Annotated in this window: 15 protein-coding genes and 1 tRNA gene; 7 read left to right on the forward strand and 9 right to left on the reverse strand. The window is 69.3% G+C overall.

Annotated elements, in window-relative coordinates; genetic code table 11:
- Nucleotides 1-363: 363 nt before the first annotated feature.
- From ACTWQR_RS40600 to ACTWQR_RS40610, 3 genes are all read right to left on the reverse strand, one after another.
- Nucleotides 364-1,719: an outer membrane protein assembly factor BamB family protein gene (locus tag ACTWQR_RS40600; RefSeq protein ID WP_443232272.1), complete on the reverse strand. Its 1,356-nt coding sequence runs from the start codon at nucleotides 1,717-1,719 to the stop codon at nucleotides 364-366.
- Nucleotides 1,716-2,267, reverse strand: a complete 552-nt coding sequence (locus ACTWQR_RS40605) for a SigE family RNA polymerase sigma factor (protein ID WP_443232273.1) — start codon at nucleotides 2,265-2,267, stop codon at nucleotides 1,716-1,718. The genes ACTWQR_RS40600 and ACTWQR_RS40605 overlap by 4 nt, the downstream gene beginning before the upstream one ends.
- Nucleotides 2,268-2,625: 358 nt before the next feature.
- Nucleotides 2,626-4,017 (reverse strand): cystathionine beta-synthase, encoded by a 1,392-nt coding sequence (locus ACTWQR_RS40610; RefSeq protein ID WP_443232274.1) that lies wholly within the window; start codon nucleotides 4,015-4,017, stop codon nucleotides 2,626-2,628.
- A gap of 147 nt (nucleotides 4,018-4,164) precedes the next feature.
- Between ACTWQR_RS40610 and ACTWQR_RS40615 the strand changes: the two genes are divergently transcribed.
- From ACTWQR_RS40615 to ACTWQR_RS40625, 3 genes are all read left to right on the forward strand, one after another.
- A complete protein-coding gene (locus tag ACTWQR_RS40615) occupies nucleotides 4,165-5,196 on the forward strand; it encodes an SGNH/GDSL hydrolase family protein (protein ID WP_443232275.1) in 1,032 nt (343 codons plus the stop codon).
- 234 nt (nucleotides 5,197-5,430) lie between these two features.
- Nucleotides 5,431-6,651, forward strand: a complete 1,221-nt coding sequence (locus ACTWQR_RS40620) for an acetyl-CoA C-acetyltransferase (RefSeq protein WP_443232276.1) — start codon at nucleotides 5,431-5,433, stop codon at nucleotides 6,649-6,651.
- A gap of 306 nt (nucleotides 6,652-6,957) precedes the next feature.
- Nucleotides 6,958-7,743, forward strand: coding sequence for a hypothetical protein (locus ACTWQR_RS40625; protein WP_443232293.1), 786 nt, complete (start codon nucleotides 6,958-6,960; stop codon nucleotides 7,741-7,743).
- 180 nt (nucleotides 7,744-7,923) lie between these two features.
- On the opposite strand, the gene ACTWQR_RS40630 is transcribed toward ACTWQR_RS40625, so the two are convergent.
- Nucleotides 7,924-8,235 (reverse strand): hypothetical protein, encoded by a 312-nt coding sequence (locus tag ACTWQR_RS40630; protein WP_443232277.1) that lies wholly within the window; start codon nucleotides 8,233-8,235, stop codon nucleotides 7,924-7,926.
- A gap of 102 nt (nucleotides 8,236-8,337) precedes the next feature.
- On the opposite strand from ACTWQR_RS40630, the gene ACTWQR_RS40635 reads away from it, so the two are divergent.
- On the forward strand, nucleotides 8,338-8,568 hold the full coding sequence (locus ACTWQR_RS40635) for a DUF4287 domain-containing protein (RefSeq protein ID WP_355779589.1): 231 nt from the start codon (nucleotides 8,338-8,340) through the stop codon (nucleotides 8,566-8,568).
- A gap of 129 nt (nucleotides 8,569-8,697) precedes the next feature.
- Here the strand turns inward: ACTWQR_RS40635 and ACTWQR_RS40640 are convergent, their stop codons facing one another.
- The 3 genes from ACTWQR_RS40640 to ACTWQR_RS40650 form a co-directional block, all read right to left on the reverse strand.
- Nucleotides 8,698-9,612: a Bax inhibitor-1/YccA family membrane protein gene (locus ACTWQR_RS40640; protein WP_443232278.1), complete on the reverse strand. Its 915-nt coding sequence runs from the start codon at nucleotides 9,610-9,612 to the stop codon at nucleotides 8,698-8,700.
- Between the two features lie 205 nt (nucleotides 9,613-9,817).
- Nucleotides 9,818-10,993 (reverse strand): 4-hydroxybenzoate 3-monooxygenase, encoded by a 1,176-nt coding sequence (locus ACTWQR_RS40645; RefSeq protein WP_443232279.1) that lies wholly within the window; start codon nucleotides 10,991-10,993, stop codon nucleotides 9,818-9,820.
- Between the two features lie 177 nt (nucleotides 10,994-11,170).
- A complete protein-coding gene (locus tag ACTWQR_RS40650; protein ID WP_443232280.1) occupies nucleotides 11,171-11,581 on the reverse strand; it encodes a MerR family transcriptional regulator in 411 nt (136 codons plus the stop codon).
- 292 nt (nucleotides 11,582-11,873) lie between these two features.
- Between ACTWQR_RS40650 and ACTWQR_RS40655 the strand changes: the two genes are divergently transcribed.
- The gene (locus ACTWQR_RS40655; protein ID WP_443232281.1) at nucleotides 11,874-13,412 is read left to right on the forward strand and encodes a SulP family inorganic anion transporter; all 1,539 of its coding nucleotides are present in this window, start codon (nucleotides 11,874-11,876) and stop codon (nucleotides 13,410-13,412) included.
- A 388-nt stretch (nucleotides 13,413-13,800) separates the two neighbouring features.
- On the opposite strand, the gene ACTWQR_RS40660 is transcribed toward ACTWQR_RS40655, so the two are convergent.
- Nucleotides 13,801-13,883, reverse strand: a tRNA-Leu gene (locus ACTWQR_RS40660).
- 392 nt (nucleotides 13,884-14,275) lie between these two features.
- Here ACTWQR_RS40660 and ACTWQR_RS40665 point away from each other — a divergent pair.
- The gene (locus tag ACTWQR_RS40665) at nucleotides 14,276-15,046 is read left to right on the forward strand and encodes an ABC transporter ATP-binding protein (protein ID WP_443232282.1); all 771 of its coding nucleotides are present in this window, start codon (nucleotides 14,276-14,278) and stop codon (nucleotides 15,044-15,046) included.
- Nucleotides 15,047-15,245: 199 nt separating this feature from the next.
- Complete coding sequence (locus tag ACTWQR_RS40670; RefSeq protein ID WP_443232283.1) at nucleotides 15,246-17,783, forward strand: ABC transporter permease; 2,538 nt, start codon at nucleotides 15,246-15,248, stop codon at nucleotides 17,781-17,783.
- Nucleotides 17,784-17,877: 94 nt separating this feature from the next.
- On the opposite strand, the gene ACTWQR_RS40675 is transcribed toward ACTWQR_RS40670, so the two are convergent.
- Nucleotides 17,878-19,167: a class I SAM-dependent methyltransferase gene (locus ACTWQR_RS40675; protein WP_443232284.1), complete on the reverse strand. Its 1,290-nt coding sequence runs from the start codon at nucleotides 19,165-19,167 to the stop codon at nucleotides 17,878-17,880.
- Between the last annotated feature and the right edge of the window lie 182 nt (nucleotides 19,168-19,349).

The raw sequence follows: 19,349 nt of genomic DNA on the forward strand, positions 1-19,349 counted from the left end.
AGGCGTCCATGGAGGTCCGGGAGCCGCTCCGGAGGTCCTTGGCGCCGTTTTCGGTGCCGGCGGGGGCGGGGAGCCGCTCCCGCCCTGCCGACATCCACTAATGTGCCGGACCCGTGTTAAGCGTGTGCTGCGTGGACGTGACGCGCTCGTACCACTTCCACGAAGATCCCGGTTGATCACTCGCGCCGGAAGTTCCGCGCCGGGGCCCGCAGTTCACCGGAATATCGCGAGGCCGTTCCGGCTCGTTCACGCCGAGGAGGAATCGCACCCCGAACCGGCGCCGCGGCTCAGCCATCCCGAGATCGTTTCACTGCCTGGGCCATCGGCCGGGGCGGGGTGCCGCCCCGGCCTGGGCCCTTCGGGTCAGTCGCCGGTCCGCGGCAGAAGGGAGACGATCTTGCTGCCGTACCCGGCGACCAGCACGTCCTGGTAGAGCAGGAGCTGGGGCGTGTCCCAGTAGTTGGGCCCCGGCTCCGGCCTGGCGGTGCCGGCATGACCGCGCCAGACCTGCTCACCCGTGCGCAGATCGAGGCCGGACAGGTCGCCGGTCGGGCTGAGGAAGTACACGACCCCCTGCTTCTCCGACACCACGGGAGACGGCATGCCCACCGGCGTGTCCTTGTCGGGCATCTCGACGCCCACTGGGCCGGTCCACTGGGTCTTTCCCGTGGTCAGTGAATAGAGCGAGACCTTGCCCTTCCAGGACACGGTGATCAACCGATCACCGACGACGTCCGAGCCGGCCAGCCCTCCCTCGACCCGGTAGGGGTGTGAGGTCCGCTCCCCGGAGCCACTGATGGTGGTCAGCTGCAAGTTCTTGCCGGCCGCGTCCTTCACTCCCACCAGGACCATCCGGTCCCCCGAGGTCCCGATGAGCTGCTGCGCGCCGGGGACGGTCGTGACCTTGCTGGCGCTTCCGGTGGCGGGATCGAGACGGAAGACGTCGGTGTCGTCAGGCTTCTCGACGTCCCGCATGCACAGGAGATAGGGCACACCGCTCAGCACCGCCCGCTGACAGACGATGCCCTTGTCCCAGGTGTGGCGCCACTTCTCCTCACCGGTCAGCGGATCGAGGGCCGACATCGTTCGCAGCGACGGGGTGTTCGCCAGCACAGCACCGTCGATGAGCATGGCGGCCTGGTCGGTGCGGTCGCCCTGCGGCATCTCGACTTTCCGCAGCACATCGCCGGTGTCGGCGTCCACCGCCATCAGATCGGTACCGCCCATGTAGTCCCCGTTCGGCTGCTTCTCCGCGGTGTGATTGCGGTAGGCGTAGACCACGCCGTCGCGCACGGCGAACGGGTGGTCAGGCCCGTCGCCTTCGCGATTGACCTTTATGGTCCACAGTCGCTCGCCGGTGTTGGCGTCGAGCTTCGCGACGTCGTACTTGGACCCGCTGCAGTACAGCGCGGAACCGTCCACCAGGCAGCCCCGCTCGCTGACGCCCGAGGCGTCGCTCTGCCACGGCTTCCAGCCCTCCGGCGAAGCCGCCGGCCGCACGGGCCGGTCCTGCTCGGCCGCACCACCGCCCCCGAAGCCGAACACCGCCCCCACGGTGATCGCGGCAACGGCCACCGCCGCCCCCGCGACCTGCGAGAAACGGCGCCGACCGCGCCGCCGCACCACCTTCTCGACCAGGTCCCCGGGCGCCCGCACCTGGTCCAGGGCGACCGCGTGCAGCGTCTCCCGGACCTTCTCCTCCACCTGCTCCGTTGTCATCCCTGGACCTCCTTCGACGCATAGCTGAGCGGCTGCACCTGTTCCGCGGGCACTTCGGGCCCGAGCTCCGGTACGAGCAGCCGGAGCTTGGCGAGCGACCGGTACGCCGTACTGCGCACCGTGCCGACCGGACACTTCAGCAGCGCCGCCACCTCGGCCTCCGGCAGGTCCTCGAAGTAGCGCAGCACGACCACGGCCCGCTGCCGCTTCGACAGACGGCCGAGCGCCGCCCACAGCGCGATCCGCAGCTCGGATCCCGACTCGGCGTCGGCGTCCGTGCCGGACTCGGGCAGTACGGGCACCGTCGTCTCGGCGCGATGCCTGCGCAGCCGCCAGCGGCTGACCTGCTGCCGGTACATGACCTGGCGGACATACGCCTCGGGCTGCTCTATGTGCGCCCAGCGCCCGTAGGCCTTCATCAGCGCGATCTGCAGCAGATCCTCCGCGGCATGCCGGTCCCCGCCGGTGAGCAGCACCGCGAGCCGCAGCAGAGCGGTGGAGCGCATCGCTACGAACTCCCGGAACTCGTCGTGACTCGAGGCCTCCATCGACCCTCCCCTTCTTGGCAACCATCACGACGCGATGAGCCACCCGCGGCTATCCCTCGGCGGGCGAGATTGTGTGTTCACACCGAATTGGTGACCACCTTCGTGCCGCGCCGCGAGGTCGACGCGCGCAAACGCACCGGTCCCGGATCCCGTCGAACTGCTCGGCGGGATCCGGGACCGGGTACGGCTTCGCCGCGATCAGCGAGGCGGTCGTCTTGCTGGACCCGGCCCACACCTCACAGCGCTGCCCACGTCGGGAGCGCGACAAGGTGTGACCGGCCGAGTGCACGACTTCGGCCGGGCACGGCCGAGAAGGGAGCCGAAGTTTCTACTGGTGAAGTTTCTACTGCTGAAGTTTCTACTGGTGCCCGCTCTTGGCCAGGAAGGACAACAGGTCCTGCCGGCTGACGACCCCGGTGGGCTTGCCCTCGACGAGGACGATCGCCGCGTCGTTGGCGCCGAGTACGGACATCAGGTCGCCCACCGGCTCTCCGGAGCCGACCTGCGGCAACGGCGCCGACATGTGCTTCTCCAGCGGATCGGAGAGCGAGGCCCGCTGGGTGAACAGCGCCTGGAGCAGCTCCCGTTCGACCACGGAGCCCACGACCTCGGCGGCCATCACATCCGGGTGTCCGGCGCCGGGCTTCACGATCGGCATCTGCGAGACGCCGTACTCGCGCAGCACCTCGATCGCCTCGCCGACCGTCTCGTCCGGGTGCATGTGGACGAGCTGCGGGATGGAGCCGCCCGCCTTGTCACTGAGGACGTCACCGACGCGGGCGCTGGGCCCGGAGTCCTCGAGGAAGCCGTAGTCGGCCATCCACTCGTCGTTGAAGATCTTGCTGAGGTACCCGCGCCCGCTGTCGGGGAGGAGTACGACCACGACGTCGTCCGGCCCGAGCCGCTCGGCAACCCGAAGTGCGGCCACGACGGCCATCCCGCAGGAGCCGCCGACCAGCAGCCCCTCTTCCTTCGCGAGCCGCCGCGTCATCTGGAAGGAGTCCTTGTCGGACACGGCGACGATCTCGTCGGCGACGGTCCGGTCGTAGGCGGTGGGCCAGAAGTCCTCCCCGACCCCCTCGACGAGATACGGCCGCCCGGACCCGCCGGAGTACACGGACCCCTCGGGGTCGGCACCGACGACCTGGACCTTCCCGTCGCTGGCGTCCTTCAGGTACCGGCCCGTCCCGGAGATGGTGCCGCCGGTCCCCACACCGGTCACGAAGTGGGTGATCCGCCCGTCCGTCTGCTCCCACAGCTCGGGGCCGGTGGAGTGATAGTGCGAGAGCGGGTTGTGGGGGTTGGAGTACTGGTCGGGCTTCCAGGCACCGGGCGTCTCGCGTACGAGCCGGTCGGAGACGTTGTAGTACGAGTCCGGGTGCTCGGGGTCAACGGCGGTAGGGCAGACGACGACCTCGGCCCCGTAGGCCCGCAACACGTTGATCTTGTCGGTGCTCACCTTGTCGGGGCACACGAAGATGCACTTGTACCCCTTCTGCTGCGCCACGATGGCGAGGCCCACACCCGTGTTCCCACTGGTCGGCTCGACGATCGTGCCCCCGGGCTGGAGGGCCCCGCTCTGCTCCGCGGCCTCGATCATGCGCAGGGCGATGCGGTCCTTCACGGAGCCGCCCGGGTTGAAGTACTCGACCTTCGCGAGGACGGTCGCCTGGATGCCGGCGGTCACGCTGTTGAGCCTCACCAGCGGGGTGTTGCCGACGAGACTGATCATCGAGTCGTGGAATTGCACCGTTGTCTCCGGAGCTGAAAAAGAAGTGGTCGGGGTGGTTCCGCCAGCCTAAGCCCCGTCCAGGTCGTTCACGTCCTGTTGAGATTGGGCCACGGTCTGTACGGGGCAAGCACTGGTTGTACGGCTACGAGGAGGTGGCGGCTTCGCATGTCGAGTTTGTCGAGGGCGAGGGTGGCACGGCGGATCGCCGCGGGCGCGGCGTACGGCGGCGGCGGGATCGGGCTGCTGGGCGCGGCGACCGTGGGTGTCGTGCTGGCCGAGGTGCAGCTGGCCAAGCGGACGGTGGGCAACGGGCACAGTCCGCATCCGCCGAGCGCGGACGGGTTGTACGGGTATGGGTACGCCGGCGCCGGACAGCCGTTGCGCCTGACCATGCTCGGTGACTCCACCGCCGCCGGTCAGGGCGTGCACCGGGCCCGGCAGACGCCGGGGGCCCTCCTTGCCTCCGGGCTCGCGGCGGTGGCCGAGCGTCCGGTGCAGTTGCGGAACGTGGCCCTGCCCGGCGCCCAGTCGGACGACCTGGACCGCCAGGTCGCACTGGCCCTCGGGGACCCTGGCAGGGTCCCCGACGTATGCGTGATCATGGTCGGGGCGAATGACGTGACGCACCGGATGCCCGCGACGCGGTCGGTCCGTCACCTCTCCGCCGCGGTACGCCGGCTGCGTACCGCGGGCGCCGAGGTGGTCGTCGGCACCTGTCCCGACCTGGGCACCATCGAGCCCGTCCAGCAGCCCCTGCGCTGGCTGGCCCGGCGGGCCTCGCGGCAGCTGGCGGCGGCGCAGACCATCGGTACGGTCGAGCAGGGCGGGCGGACGGTGTCCCTCGGCGACCTCCTCGGCCCCGAGTTCCTGGCGAACCCGCGCGAGCTCTTCGGCCCCGACAACTACCACCCCTCTGCGGAGGGGTACGCGACGGCGGCGATGGCGGTTCTCCCGACGGTCTGCGCGGCGCTCGGCCTCTGGCCCGCCGAGGAGGAGCGGCCGGACGTCTCCCGCCGCGAGGGCTTCCTGCCGGTCGCGCGGGCGGCCGCGGAGGCCGCGTCGGAGGCGGGCACGGAGGTCACCGCGGCGATGCCCACGGGCCCGCGGGGGCCGTGGGCCCTCCTCAAGCGCCGCCGGCGCCGGCGGGTCCCGGCGACGGACCCGACGCCGACGCCCGCAACGGAGCCGTCTGCCTGAGGCCGGGTGCGGTTTTCCTCGCCCCGCCGCCCCTGTTCACGTCCCGTGCGGGGGCGAAAAAGCAAGCGCTTAGAAAAGTGCGGCCCTAGTCACACGCCGACACCCGTGACCTTCACCATACGTACGGGTAACTTCCCACACAGGTCCGCTTACACCGCCGTAAATCCCGCCCGCCACCCGACCACCGCCCCTCAACGAGGCGCTACGCGCCGCCCCTTCCCACTTGGAGCCGTGATGCCCGAAGCCGTGATCGTCTCGACCGCCCGCTCCCCCATCGGCCGTGCCTTCAAGGGCTCACTCAAGGATCTGCGCCCGGACGATCTCACCGCCACGATCATCCAGACGGCCCTCGCCAAGGTCCCGGAGCTGGACCCGACCGACATCGACGACCTGATGCTCGGCTGCGGCCTCCCCGGCGGCGAGCAGGGCAACAACCTCGGCCGGATCGTGGCCGTGCAGATGGGCATGGACCACCTCCCGGGCTGCACCATCACCCGTTATTGCTCCTCGTCCCTCCAGACCAGCCGCATGGCCCTGCACGCCATCAAGGCCGGCGAGGGCGACGTCTTCATCTCGGCCGGCGTCGAGTTGGTCTCCCGCTTCACCAAGGGCAACTCCGACAGCCTCCCGGACACGCACAACCCGCTCTTCGCCGAGGCGGAGGCCCGCACCGCGGAGGTCGCACAGAGCGAGGGTTCGAGCTGGCACGACCCGCGCGAGGACGGTCTCGTCCCCGACCCGTACATCGCGATGGGCCAGACCGCGGAGAACCTGGCCCGCATCAAGGGCGTCACCCGCCAGGACATGGACGAGTTCGGCGTGCGCTCGCAGAACCTCGCCGAGGAAGCCATCAAGAACGGCTTCTGGGAGCGCGAGATCACCCCGGTGACGACCCCGGACGGCACGGTGGTCAGCAAGGACGACGGCCCGCGTCCCGGCGTCACCATGGAGGGCGTCGCGGGTCTCAAGCCCGTCTTCCGCCCCGACGGCCTGGTCACCGCGGGCAACTGCTGCCCACTGAACGACGGTGCCGCCGCCCTCGTGATCATGTCCGACACGAAGGCCCGCGAGCTCGGCCTGACCCCACTGGCCCGGATCGTCTCGACCGGTGTCACCGGCCTCTCCCCCGAGATCATGGGCCTCGGCCCGGTGGAGGCGTCGAAGCAGGCCCTGGGCCGCGCCGGCCTCACCGTCGACGACATCGACCTGTTCGAGATCAACGAGGCCTTCGCCGCGCAGGTGATCCCCTCCTACCGCGAGCTGAACATCCCGCTCGACAAGCTGAACGTCAACGGCGGCGCGATCGCGGTCGGCCACCCCTTCGGCATGACCGGCGCCCGCATCACCGGCACGCTCATCAACAGCCTCCAGTTCCACGACAAGCAGTTCGGCCTGGAGACGATGTGCGTCGGCGGCGGCCAGGGCATGGCGATGGTCATCGAGCGCCTCAGCTAGGCCGTTGACCCGAGCCCCCTACACCCTTGTCCGTAACCGCAGTTGAACCCAGCGTGACCGAACCGGCCCGGAGCCCCGCCAGCACCTGGGCTCTGGGCCGATTTGTGATCCAATCTCCCCCAGGATGTGACCTATCTCCCCCTGAAGAGCGATTTACGCAGGTCAGAGCCGTTACGCAACCAAAACCCGGACTCAAAGTCCTGTCCCTTTCGTGACGTTACGCACTGACAGCTGGTTAGTCCGCCCTTCAAGCTGATGTAGGAAGTCGGGGGTCGACTTTGAACCGGGAGTACGTCAGTGAGCACCATGCCTCTTGCTCTGCTGCTCGCCACAGCCACCACGACAACGGCTGTGGGCGTTGCGGTTCTGCGCACCCTGCAGGCACTGCGCCGACAGGTCGCGGAACTGCACATAGAACTCGCCGCGAGCCACGCCATGGCCGTGCGGGGCCGCGTACCGGCCGCCCGCTCCTCCGCGAACGCCGACGAGATACGCGCTGCCGTGGCCGAGGCGCTCGCGGAAGAGCGGGAGCGGGAGCTTGCCGAGGCTCGTGCCTTCTGGGCCGCCCAGGAGGCACGTGACGCCTCTGACGCCCCCACGCTGCTCGGCCTGCCGGACAGCGAACTCTTCCTGCCCCGGCAGTCGGACTTCGCGGGCCTGGAGCACCTGGAGCCGGTGACCGAGCCGCACTCGGACAGCGACGAGTTCGCCGGGGACTCCGCCGAGCTGGCCGCGGCCCGCCGCCGCCACCCCTCGCACCCCGACTTCGTGCCGGTCCAGTCACCGGTCGTGAACGACCATGAGCGTACGGTGGCCTGCCTGGAGGAACTGGCGGGCTCCGGTACGGAACTGACGGACGTGCGCCCCGGCCCGCTCGGCACCCTCGACGTCTACGTCTTCGCCGACGGCACCACGCTCTGCATGACCCCGGGCCACCGCGAAACCGCCGAGCAGCTGGCCGCCGCCCTCCGCGACGGCGAGACCCCGGTTCTTCTGGGCGGCTCCGGCGTCTCGGGCGCGTACGCGCTGACCTTCGCGTGCGGCGAGGAGAACATCTACATCCTGGCGGACCGAGTCATAGCGTCCCTGTAGCGAAAAAGCCCCGCATGAGCGCCCCGTCAGGGGCGCGGGGCTGTGACATATGCGGCTCCGCCGCGATGGGGGTCCCCCCGCTCATGGGGGTCCCCCCGCTCGAGCGAAGCCGAGAGTGGGGGAGAAGCCGAGAGTGGGGAGCGACAAGCCCCCACCGGCCCGCAGCCCGCCTGCGAACGGTCAAACCCCCGCCCGCTTCTGCGCCTCCTCCACAAGCCGCACAGCCTCCACGACCTCATCCTCGCTCCTCAGTACGAGCGCCAGATCGTGCACGGCGACAGTGATCTGATCGGCGGCCGCGAACATCCCCGCATCCGGCATCTCCCGAGGCTCCCCCGAGGGGTCCTCAAGGCGCTGGGCACGCAGTGCCAATTCCCTGGCCAGCCCCAGCGCCTCCGCGGCAGCGCTCCGCTGCAGCCGGCTCTGCGGAGCGGCCCGCAACCGGTCGGCGAAGTGATCCACGGCCCGCGTCAAAGGCGTCGTATCAAGCACCCGCTGACCCTACGCGTCCGACCTGGAGTGTTGCCAACGGGCCAACGCTCAGGCACGGTGACTTGAAGGACCGGCTTACATCCCATGCGTCCGGAGGCGCCGATGTCCCAAGTCTTCTCCGAGGAGACCCATCGCAACCTGCTCGCTCGAATCCCCCACTGCACCGGTCGTGAGGTCTCCGACTGGCTGCGCACCGTCGACGAAGGCCCCGCCCTCTTCCGCTTCGAGGAGAAGGTCAGCTGGCTCCGCGCCGAGCACGACCTGGCGTACGGCCACGCCAAAGCGATCATTCACGAGTACGACCTTAGGAGGGCCGCGCGCAAACTGCTCTGAGCGCGCACCAGGGACAGCACATCGCATCAGACGAATCGCATCAGACGACGAAGGGCCCACGAACCGGAGTTCGCGGGCCCTTCAGTCACTCCCGGTCGATGCCTACCGGCCCCGACCAGTCGTCGCCGGCTAGTCGTTGCCGCTGAAGATGGCGACCAGGCGGAGCATCTCCAGGTAGATCCACACGAGGCTCATGGTCAGGCCGAACGCGGCCAGCCACGCCTCCTCGCGGGGCGCTCCGTAGGCGATGCCGTCCTCGATCTGCTTGAAGTCGAGGGTCAGGAAAAACGCACCCAGGACGATCGCGAGGATGCCGACGATCGCACCGAGCGGGCCCATGCTGCGCAGCCCGCCGTCATCGGCGACACCGAAGACGACCAGCAGCAGGTTGACCGCCATGACCAGGACGAAAGCGATCGCGATGGCCATGCCGATGCGCGCGTACCGTGCGGTGACACGGATCCAGCCCGCCTTGTAGATGAGCAGGGTGGCGCCGGAGACCGCCATGGTGCCGAGCACGGCCTGGAAGGGCGCGCCGGACCACCTGCTGTTGAACATCTCGCTGACCACGCCGAGGAAGACGCCCTCGAAAGCCGCGTAGGCCAGGATCAGCGCGGGCGAGGCCTTGCGCTTGAAGGCCTGGACCAGTGCGAAGACCATCGCGATGAGCGCGGAGCCGATCGCCAGGCCGAAGCTGGTCGACGTGACCGGCAGCAGGGCCCAGGCGAGGACGGCACCGACGGTGACCGTGCCGAGTGTCATGGCCGTACGCGCGACGACATCGTCCATCGTCATGCGGCCGGCGGCGGGCGGGGCCTGCGGCGGTGCTCCGTGCTGCAGGTCCTGCGGGGCGTACTGGTTCTGAGCGTAAGGATTCTGCGCGTACGGGTTGCCGCCCTGCGGGGCGTACGGGGTGCCCTGTGCGTACGGGTTCCCCTGCGTACCGACAGCGGGGCCCCCGGCCTGCGGCGCCGCGTTGAAGCCCGCGTAGCCGTTGTCGCGGCTGAACCCCCGTCGCGAGAAGACCGGGTTACTGCTCCTCATTTCACTCCTCCATGGCCACCCTGCGCGGCCTTGGCTCAAGAGTAATGGGTAGGCAAAAGAATGCCTCTAGTGCCTGGGGAGGATCTTTCCCCTCTTGTGACCGGGAACACCAGGGTTCAACCCGGCATTCCCAGCACCGTTACAACGCCGGTACGGACCCCTCCGGTTCCCCCGTTCGTGGATCAGTTGTCGGCGGATCGGCGGATCAGTCGAACGGGAAACCCGTGTAGCCCTCGGCCAGGTCCTGCTCGGCCGAGCGGGCGGACGCGATGCGCTCCAGGCGGGCGAGCTGGATGCGGTCCTCGAAGGGTGTCGCGTCGGGCGAGCGGTGCAGCAGGGTCGTCATCGCGTACGAGAACCGCTCGGCCTGCCAGACGCGGCTCAGGCACGTCTCGGAGTACGCGTCGAGCCGCTCCGCCGACCCCGTCTCCCGGAGGTGGACGAGTGCGCGCGCGAACGTGACGACGTCCCCGACCGCGAGATTGAGCCCCTTGGCGCCCGTCGGCGGCACGATGTGGGCGGCGTCCCCGGCGAGGAAGAGCCGTCCGTGGCGCATCGGCTCGTGGACGTAACTCCGCATCGGAGTAACGGACTTGGCGGTGATGGGCCCCCGCTGGAGCCGCCAGTCGTCATCGGTCTCGAAGCGCCGCTCCAGCTCGTCCCAGATCTCCTCGTCACTCCACTCCTCGGCCTCCGCGCCCTCGGGCACCTGGAGGTAGAGCCGAGATACGGACGGGGAGCGCATGGAGAGCAGGGCGAAGCCGCGGTCGTGGCGGGCGTAGACGAGTTCGTCGTGCGAGGGCGGCACATCGGCGAGGATGCCGAGCCAGCCGAAGGGATACGTCCGCTCGAAGACCTGGGTGAGCTCCTCGGGAATCGCTCCCCGGGCCACCCCCCAGAATCCGTCGCACCCGACGACGTACTCGCACTCCAGAACGTCCTCACGCCCCTCGTGCCGGAACCGCACCCGAGGGCTCTCCCCCTCCGCCCCCTCGACGGCCAGCGCCTCGGCCTCGAAGAGCAGCGGGCCGCCCTCCTTGAGCTGGAGCGCGATGAGGTCCTTGCAGACCTCCGTCTGGGCGTACACCATCACGGACCGGCCGCCGGTGAGGCCGGGAAAGTCGACCCGGTGCCGCCTGCGATCGAACCGCAGCTCTATGCCGTCGTGTCGCAGCCCCTCGCGGTCCATGCGCTCGCCGGCCCCGGCCGCCCGCAACACGTCCACGGTCCCCTGCTCCAGGATCCCGGCCCGCTGCCGCTGCTCCACATACGCCCGGTCCCGGCTCTCCAGCACGACGGATTCGATCCCCGCGTTGTGCAGCAGCCGCGCCAGCAACAGCCCGGCCGGCCCGGCCCCGATGATCCCGACGGTGGTACGCATCGGCACGCCCCTTCGCGTCCTCTGTTCGTGTAGTGAAGTTTTATTCACCACTTCCTCGCGTGAGTCTGCGCCGGGTCGGACCCACTGTCAACGGTTGCGCTGCCAAGCCGGGCCCTCGCCCGTGGGAAGGCGACCATCTCCGTCCCGGAGGTCCACCCTGCGCCGGGACGGGGCCGGTCAGGGCCGGGCGGCGGGAGCGGGCTCCTCCAGGCGGCCGCGGAGGGTGGCGGCGAAGTCCTCCGCTCGGGCCAGTTGGACGCGGAGTTTCTCGACCTGTTCCTCGGCGGCCCTCTCGAACGTCCGCACGCGCTCCAGCAGCGCCTCGCGCTCACCGGTGTCCAGTTCGCCGGAGTCGAGGCGGTCGGTAGCCGCCAGCAGGTCCCGCATCTGCTCCAGGGTGAAGCCGAGGGGCTTCATGCGGCGGATGACCATCAGGCGGGCGACGTCGGTCTCGGTGTAGAGGCGGAAGCCGCCCCGAGAGCGGGCGGAGGGGATGACCAGGCCGGTCTCCTCGTAGTGGCGGATGGTGCGCAGGGACAGCTCGGTGCGCGCGGCGACCTCGCCGATCTGCATGTGTCTGCTGTCCATGCCCGCGATCCCGGCCCTTCTCACCTACGGGGGCTGCCGCGTCCCGACAGCCCCGCCTATCCCTACTCTAACGTTAGGGTAGAGTCGCCGATGGCGAGGGTCGGCGCCCGGTGCCTCACCTCGCCCGTGCGGGCTCGCGGCCCGCTCCCTGCCGCATCCGGGGCCGAAGGCGCCCCCGCGTCTTCGTACCGGTCCTGTCCGCCGTGAAGACTCCCGGCCCGCCGAGCGGGCCGTCCGCGGGAGGCCGCCCCGGCCTTCCGCACCCTTCCCGCACGCCCCGCCCGTCGACTCCATGGGTGTGCCCGAGCACGACAGGTCCCTGTTTCCCTTGTCTTCCTCCGCTGTGTCCCCCGCCGCACGGCTGCGCGGCCTGCGCCCCGACTGGCTGTCCGATCCGAAGGTGTGGCGCACCGAGGTCCTGGCCGGACTCGTCGTCGCCCTCGCGCTGATCCCCGAGGCGATCTCGTTCTCGATCATCGCCGGTGTCGACCCGGCGATCGGCCTGTTCGCCTCGTTCACGATGGCCGTGACGATCTCGATCGTCGGTGGACGCCGCGCGATGATCTCGGCGGCGACCGGCGCGGTCGCCCTGGTCATCGCCCCGCTCAACCGGGAGCACGGCCTCGGCCACCTGGTCGCCGCCGTCATCCTGGCCGGCGTCATCCAGATCGTCCTCGGCGCGCTCGGCGTCGCCAGGCTGATGCGGTTCGTGCCGCGCTCGGTGATGGTCGGCTTCGTCAACGCCCTCGCCATCCTGATCTTCGTGGCCCAGGTGCCGGAGATGCACGACGTGCCGTGGGCCGTCTATCCGCTGCTCATCGGCGGCCTGGCCCTGATGGTGTTCTTCCCGAAGGTCACCACCGTGATCCCGGCCCCGCTCGTATCCATCGTGATCCTCACCGTGATCACGGTCGCGGCCGGCATCGCGGTCCCGACCGTCGGCGACAAGGGCGACCTGCCCTCCTCCCTTCCGGTGCCCGGACTGCCCGACGTGCCCTTCACTCTGGACACCCTGACGACCATCGCCCCCTACGCGCTCGCGATGGCGCTGGTCGGCCTGATGGAGTCGCTGATGACGGCCAAGCTGGTCGACGACATCACCGACACCCACTCCTCCAAGACCCGCGAGTCCATCGGCCAGGGCATCGCGAACATCGTCACCGGGTTCTTCGGCGGCATGGGCGGCTGCGCGATGATCGGCCAGACGATGATCAACGTGAAGGTGTCCGGCGCCCGCACCCGCCTGTCCACCTTCCTGGCCGGCGCGTTCCTGATGGTGCTGTGCATCGTCTTCGGCCCGATCGTCTCGGACATCCCCATGGCCGCTCTGGTGGCCGTGATGGTCATGGTGTCCTTCGCTACCTTCGACTGGCATTCCATCGCGCCGAAGACCCTCAAGCGGATGCCCGCCGGGGAGATCACCGTCATGGTCGTCACCGTCGCCTGCGTCGTCGCCACCTCCAACCTCGCCATCGGCGTGGTCGTCGGCTCCGTCACCGCGATGGTCATCTTCGCCAAGCGGGTCGCCCACCTCGCGGAAGTCACCGCGGTCACCGACCCCGACGGCACCACGGTCGTCTACTCCGTAACCGGCGAACTGTTCTTCGCCTCCTCCAACGACCTGGTCACGCAGTTCGCCTACGCCACCGACCCCGACAAGGTCGTCATCGACCTGTCCGCCGCCCACATCTGGGACGCCTCCTCGGTCGCCGCCCTGGACGCCATCGAGACCAAGTACACCCAGCGAGGCAAGACGGTGGAGATCATCGGCCTGAACGATCCCAGCGCCGACCTCCACGGCAAGCTCACGGGCGAACTCACCAGCCACTGACGCGGCTTGCCCGACTCGACGGCGTACCGCTCGAAGCGCTATTACTCGCCCTCGTCGCTTCCCGTGCCGTCATCGGCGATGCGGCCGCGGCCTTTCATCCACCCCCGAGGGGCCACTGCCGCCCGCCGCCATTGACGGTTCGTCTAAAACCCTCCGTCGAGGGCGTGTCGCCAAAGCGCCCGCTTTTCCGCTGCGACGCTCGGCGACGACCCCGCCTCCGAACGTCACTTCAGTTGCTAGCCGGCGACGTCACCGACGAGGGTTTTTCGGGTGGTTACGCACTCCATGAGATGAAGGCAAGGGTCCGCGCTCCCACCGCGCTCCCGAGGGACAAAAGTATGACGGCGGCACCCGCCGTTCCGGCAGGTCAGCCGCCGTGCATCGGAGGTGCCCGGAACCGGACTTGAACCGGTACGCCCGCGAGGGGCAGCGAGGTTTAAGCTCGCCGTGTCTGCATTCCACCATCCGGGCAGGCCATGGGCTCCGCGTCCAGTACTCCGAGCCTATCGGGACACATCCCCCGAACAGTCGACGGGCGGACCGATGTTGTCTTATTTTATTGACGTCTGAGGGTGCATCAGCACGCGGTACGGGCCATACGCACTTGCCAAATGCCCTTCGAGCCCAGTTCGACGGCGTATGGGGAATGACGTGATTTCACCGCCCGAACGAGCGGCGTCCACAGAACCGCCACCGATTCCCTCTCAGGGGCGGGCCTCATACCCAGGTATGACCCGGGGCAGCGCGGTCCGACCCAAGACTGTCCTCGGAACCGGAACAGCGGGTGACTCCAGGGCGCCGATCGGCGGCGACGATGGAACGGTCGTCCCCACTCGTCGTCGTACCGACAAGGAGCACCCTCCGTGACCACGACCCCCCTCGCCGACCGGACCACCACAGTGGCCGCCCGCGCCACAGAACTGTCGAAGGTCTACGGACAGGGGGAGACCCAGGTGGTCGCCCTGGACCGGGTTTCCGTCGACTTCAGGCAGGCCGAGTTCACCGCGATCATGGGCCCCTCCGGCTCCGGCAAGTCCACGCTGATGCACTGCGTGGCGGGCCTGGACACGTTCTCCTCCGGCTCGGTCCGCATCGGCGACACGGAACTCGGCTCCCTCAAGGACAAGCAGCTCACCAAGTTGCGCCGGGACAAGATCGGCTTCATCTTCCAGGCGTTCAACCTCCTGCCGACGCTGACCGCCATGGAGAACATCACCCTCCCGATGGACATCGCGGGCCGCAAGCCGGACAAGGCGTGGCTCAACACCGTGATCCAGATGGTGGGCCTGGCCGACCGCCTCTCCCACCGCCCCTCGCAGCTCTCCGGCGGCCAGCAGCAGCGCGTCGCAGTGGCCCGCGCCCTGGCCTCCCGCCCGGACATCATCTTCGGCGACGAGCCCACCGGAAACCTCGACTCCCGCTCGGGCGCCGAGGTCCTGGGCTTCCTCCGCAACTCCGTACGCGAGCTCGGCCAGACCGTCGTCATGGTCACCCACGACCCGGTGGCCGCCGCCTACGCCGACCGCGTCATCTTCCTGGCCGACGGCCGCGTGGTGGACGAAGTCCAGGGCCCCACGGCGGACGCGGTCCTGGACCGCATGAAGCAGTTCGACGCCAAAGGCCGCACGAGTTAGCTCCGCTGGTTGGCCGTTTTGAAGCCGCGGGCCGGCGGGGCTGGTCGCACAGTTCCCCGCGCCCCCAAAGAGGCGCGGCCCCGGCCCACCGATGCGCCCCCAGGGGGCGGGGAACTGCGCGACAAGCCACAGACGGCCCGCAGGCAAACACCCACCACCCCCAAGCCTCCCGACCTCGTACACCTGGACTGGGAAGACAATGCTCCGTACAGCCCTGCGCAACGTACTCGCGCACAAAACCAGGCTGCTGATGACCGTGCTCGCCGTGATGCTCGGCGTGGCGTTCGTGTCCGGCACTCTGGTCTTCACCAACACCATCTCGGACGCGTACCAGAAGAGTTCGGCGAAGGGCTTCGACCAGGTCGACGTCGCCATTGAGCCGACAAGCGCCCCGGACGAGGGCGACAAGATCGGCAAGACTCCGGAGCTGACTCAGGCCCTGCTGGACAAGGCCGCGAAGACGCCGGGGGCGGACTCGGCCATCGGCGTGGTCACCGGCTTCACCGCCATCGCCGACAAGAACGGCAAGCTGATCGGCGGCGGCTTCCAGTCGCAGGGCGGGAACTACTGGGGAACCGAGGACCCCCGTTACCCCCTGGAGAGCGGCCAGGCCCCGACCGGCAAGAACGAGGTCGCCATTGACTCGGAGACAGCGAAGCGCGCCGGCTACAAGGTCGGCGACACCGTACGGCTCTCGATAGACGGCCCGGTCCTCACGCCCACCATCACCGCCGTCTTCACCACCGACGACGGCAACGTCAGCGCCGGCGGCAGCCTCGCCCTCTTCGACACGGCCACCGCACAGCAGCTGTTCCTGCACAAGACGGGTACGTACGACCAGATCAACGTGAAGGCCGCCCCAGGCACCAGCCAGACGGCCCTCCGGACCAACCTCGACAAGGTCGTCCCGGAGGACGTCGCCGACACCACGACCGGTCAGCAACTCGCCGACGACCAGGCCGCGATGATCGAGTCGCAGATGAGCGGACTCAAGACCAGCCTGCTGGTCTTCGCCGGCATCGCGCTCTTCGTCGGCACGTTCATCATCGCCAACACCTTCACCATGCTGGTCGCCCAGCGCACCAAGGAACTGGCCCTGCTGCGCGCGGTGGGCGCCTCGCGCAAGCAGGTCACGCGCTCGGTCCTCCTCGAAGCCTTCCTGGTCGGCGCGGTCGCCGCCGTCACGGGCCTGATCGCCGGCATCGGCATCGGCGCGGGCCTGCGTGCTCTGATGGGCACGCTCGACGCCACCGTTCCGGCAGGACCGCTGATCATCTCTCCGGGCACGATCGTCACGTCGTTCGCCGTCGGCATCCTGATCACGATGCTCGCCGCCTGGCTCCCGGGCCGCCGCGCCGCGAAGATCTCCCCGGTCGCCGCGATGAGCAGCGTGCACGCGGCGGCGACCACCAAGTCGCTGGTGCTGCGCAACACGCTCGGCGGGCTGTTCGCGGCCGCGGGCATCACCGTCGTCCTCTACGCCACGACGATGGACGGCACCGACGGCCAGGCCCCGATGGGTCTCGGCGCGGTCCTGCTCATCATCGGGGTCTTCATCCTCACCCCCCTCCTCTCCCGCCCGCTGATCGCGTCCGCGGCCCCGGTCCTGCGCATCTTCGGCGTCTCGGGCAAGCTCGCCCGCCAGAACTCCGTACGCAATCCGCGCCGCACCGCCGCCACCGCCTCGGCCCTGATGATCGGCCTGACCCTCATCACCGGCATGACGGTCATGGCGGGCAGCCTGCAGAAGTCGATCGACGACATGGCCACCGCCTCGCTGAAGGCGGACTACGTGGTCTCCATGGCGAACTTCAACTCCCTCTCGCCCGACGTCGAGAAGAAGCTCGGCGAGACCGACGGCGTCACCGCCACCAGCCCGCTGCGCAACGCGCCCTCACGCATCGACGGCGAGACCGAGTACCTGACCGGCGTGACGGGCTCCACCATCGGCGAACTGACCGACCTGAAGGTCGACAACGGCTCCTTCAAGGTCGGCGGCACGCAGGTGGTCGTGGACGAGGAGACGGCCAAGTCGCACGGCTGGAAGGCCGGTTCGACGTTCACGGTCTCGTACGAGGACGACAAGAAGCAGCAGCTGACGGTCGCCGGGGTCTACGAGGGCAACGACCTGATGAGCGGCATCATGCTCGACACCGCGACCCTCGCCCCGCACCAGACGGACGACGACCCGGCCGACATGCAGGTCATGCTGAAGACCGCCGGCGGCCCGTCCGACGCGACCAAGGACAGGCTGGAGAAGGCCCTCGGCAACAATCCGGCCATTCAGGTCCAGGACAAGCAGGACGTCTCCAACGACATCGCGCAGATGTTCACACTGATGCTGAACATGCTGTACGGCCTGCTGGCGATGGCCGTCATCGTCGCCGTCCTCGGCGTCATCAACACCCTCGCCATGTCGGTCTTCGAGCGCTCGCAGGAGATCGGCATGCTCCGCGCGATCGGCCTCGACCGCAAGGGCATCAAGCGGATGGTCCGCCTGGAGTCCCTGGTCATCTCGCTCTTCGGCGGCGTACTGGGCGTGGGCCTGGGCGTGTTCTTCGGCTGGGCGGCCGGCGAGCTCCTGGCCGGCAAGATGCCCACGTACGAACTGGTCCTGCCCTGGGGCCGGATGGCCGTCTTCCTGCTCCTCGCGGCGGCGGTCGGCGTCCTCGCGGCGCTGTGGCCGGCACGACGGGCGGCACGCCTGAACATGCTGACGGCGATCAAGTCCGAATAGCCGCAGCCGTACGCACCTGCCGCAGCCGTACGCGACTTGGGGCCCCGTTCCGCCAGGAACGGGGCCCCAACTCATGGATCGGTTCTCCAAAGCGTCAGTTCCAGGTACGAGCCCTCAGGGGCATCCCGGACGCACCGGACTCGGGAGTCCGGACCGCCACCACCTGATTGACACCGATGCGGTTGCGTTCGAAGGCGAGGGCCGAGGCCGCCATGTAGAGACGCCAGACGCGGGCCCGGCCGGGGCTGGTGAGGCGGACCGCGTGCGACCAGTCCGCCTCCAGGTTGGCGACCCATTGGCGCAGGGTGAGCGCGTAGTGCTCACGGATCGACTCGACGTCCCGCACCTCGAACCCGGCGTTCTCCAGCTGGGTCACGGTCCCGCCGATCGGCGCGAGCTCGCCGTCCGGGAACACGTACGCGTCGATGAACTCGTCGACCTCGTACGCAGATTCGTCGCGCCGCGGACGACGGCCGATCTGGTGGTTGAGGAGCCGTCCGCCCGGTTTCAGGAGGGCGAACAGGGTCCGCGCGTACTCCAAGTAGCGCTCGCTGCCGACGTGCTCGGCCATGCCGATGGAGGAGATCGCGTCGTACGGACCGTCGGTGACGTCCCGGTAGTCCTGGACGCGGATCTCGACCCGGTCGGTGAGTCCCTCTCCGGCGACGCGCTTACGGGCGTACGCGGCCTGCTCCTGCGACAGCGTGACGCCGACGACGCTCACGCCGTGCTCGCGAGCCGCGTGGATGGCCATCGAACCCCAGCCGCAGCCGACGTCGAGCAGCCGCATCCCGGGCTTCAAGTCGAGCTTGCGGGCGATGAGTTCGAGCTTGTCGCGCTGGGCGTCCTCGAGGGTCGCGTCCGCGGACTCCCAGTAGGCGCACGAGTAGACCATGGACGGCCCGAGAACGAGCTCGTAGAAGTCGTTGCCGACGTCGTAGTGGTGGCTGATGGCGCGTCTGTCGCTGCGCTTGGTGTGCAGGTGGGTGCGCCGCCTCACCTCCTCACGGGGCGGGGCGGGCGGCAGCGGCGCCCCCGCCATCCTCACCAGTCCGCGCACCGCGGCCCGTACTTCGGGGTCCCGCAGGGCCTCCCCCAGGCTTCTGGCATCCTCCCCGCGGTCCCACACGAGCTCTGCCATCTGGTCGAGGGCGGCGTACAGGTCGCCGTCCACTGTCAGGTCGCCGGCGACCCAGGCCCTGGCCAGGCCCAGTTCGCCGGGCTTCCACAGCAGCCGGCGCAGGGCCCTGCGGTTTCGTACGACGAGTGCCGGGGCGTCGGGCGGACCCGCTTCCGAACCGTCCCAGGCGCGAATCCGCACCTGGAGCGGAGTCCCCAGCAACTGCTCCATCAGCGCCTTCAACCGCAGCGCCGCGTCCTGCATGACGCACACCTCCGTGACGACGGATCCAACAAAGTCCAACACCACGTAAACACCAACGGGCCCGGAGCGCAGTCCCGCTGAAGCGTCATATCTGAGCAAAAGGGCTTTCGCCCCCGCCGCCCCTACCCATTCCCATCCCCTGGGGCTCCGCCCCAGACCCCGTCGGGGGCCGGCCCCCGAAC

It is taken from the genome of Streptomyces sp. 2A115 (assembly GCF_052245575.1).
GTDB lineage: Bacteria > Actinomycetota > Actinomycetes > Streptomycetales > Streptomycetaceae > Streptomyces.

Excerpts from the sequence above, each read along its gene's own strand:
- ACTWQR_RS40655 (WP_443232281.1), top strand. The coding sequence starts at position 11,874 with ATGGGTGTGCCCGAGCACGACAGGTCCCTGTTTCCCTTGTCTTCCTCC.
- ACTWQR_RS40625 (WP_443232293.1), top strand. The coding sequence starts at position 6,958 with ATGCCTCTTGCTCTGCTGCTCGCCACAGCCACCACGACAACGGCTGTG.
- ACTWQR_RS40635 (WP_355779589.1), top strand. The coding sequence starts at position 8,338 with ATGTCCCAAGTCTTCTCCGAGGAGACCCATCGCAACCTGCTCGCTCGA.
- ACTWQR_RS40620 (WP_443232276.1), top strand. The coding sequence starts at position 5,431 with ATGCCCGAAGCCGTGATCGTCTCGACCGCCCGCTCCCCCATCGGCCGT.
- ACTWQR_RS40650 (WP_443232280.1), bottom strand. The coding sequence starts at position 11,581 with ATGGACAGCAGACACATGCAGATCGGCGAGGTCGCCGCGCGCACCGAG.
- ACTWQR_RS40675 (WP_443232284.1), bottom strand. The coding sequence starts at position 19,167 with ATGCAGGACGCGGCGCTGCGGTTGAAGGCGCTGATGGAGCAGTTGCTG.
- ACTWQR_RS40640 (WP_443232278.1), bottom strand. The coding sequence starts at position 9,612 with ATGAGGAGCAGTAACCCGGTCTTCTCGCGACGGGGGTTCAGCCGCGAC.
- ACTWQR_RS40670 (WP_443232283.1), top strand. The coding sequence starts at position 15,246 with ATGCTCCGTACAGCCCTGCGCAACGTACTCGCGCACAAAACCAGGCTG.
- ACTWQR_RS40615 (WP_443232275.1), top strand. The coding sequence starts at position 4,165 with ATGTCGAGTTTGTCGAGGGCGAGGGTGGCACGGCGGATCGCCGCGGGC.
- ACTWQR_RS40645 (WP_443232279.1), bottom strand. The coding sequence starts at position 10,993 with ATGCGTACCACCGTCGGGATCATCGGGGCCGGGCCGGCCGGGCTGTTG.
- ACTWQR_RS40600 (WP_443232272.1), bottom strand. The coding sequence starts at position 1,719 with ATGACAACGGAGCAGGTGGAGGAGAAGGTCCGGGAGACGCTGCACGCG.
- ACTWQR_RS40605 (WP_443232273.1), bottom strand. The coding sequence starts at position 2,267 with ATGGAGGCCTCGAGTCACGACGAGTTCCGGGAGTTCGTAGCGATGCGC.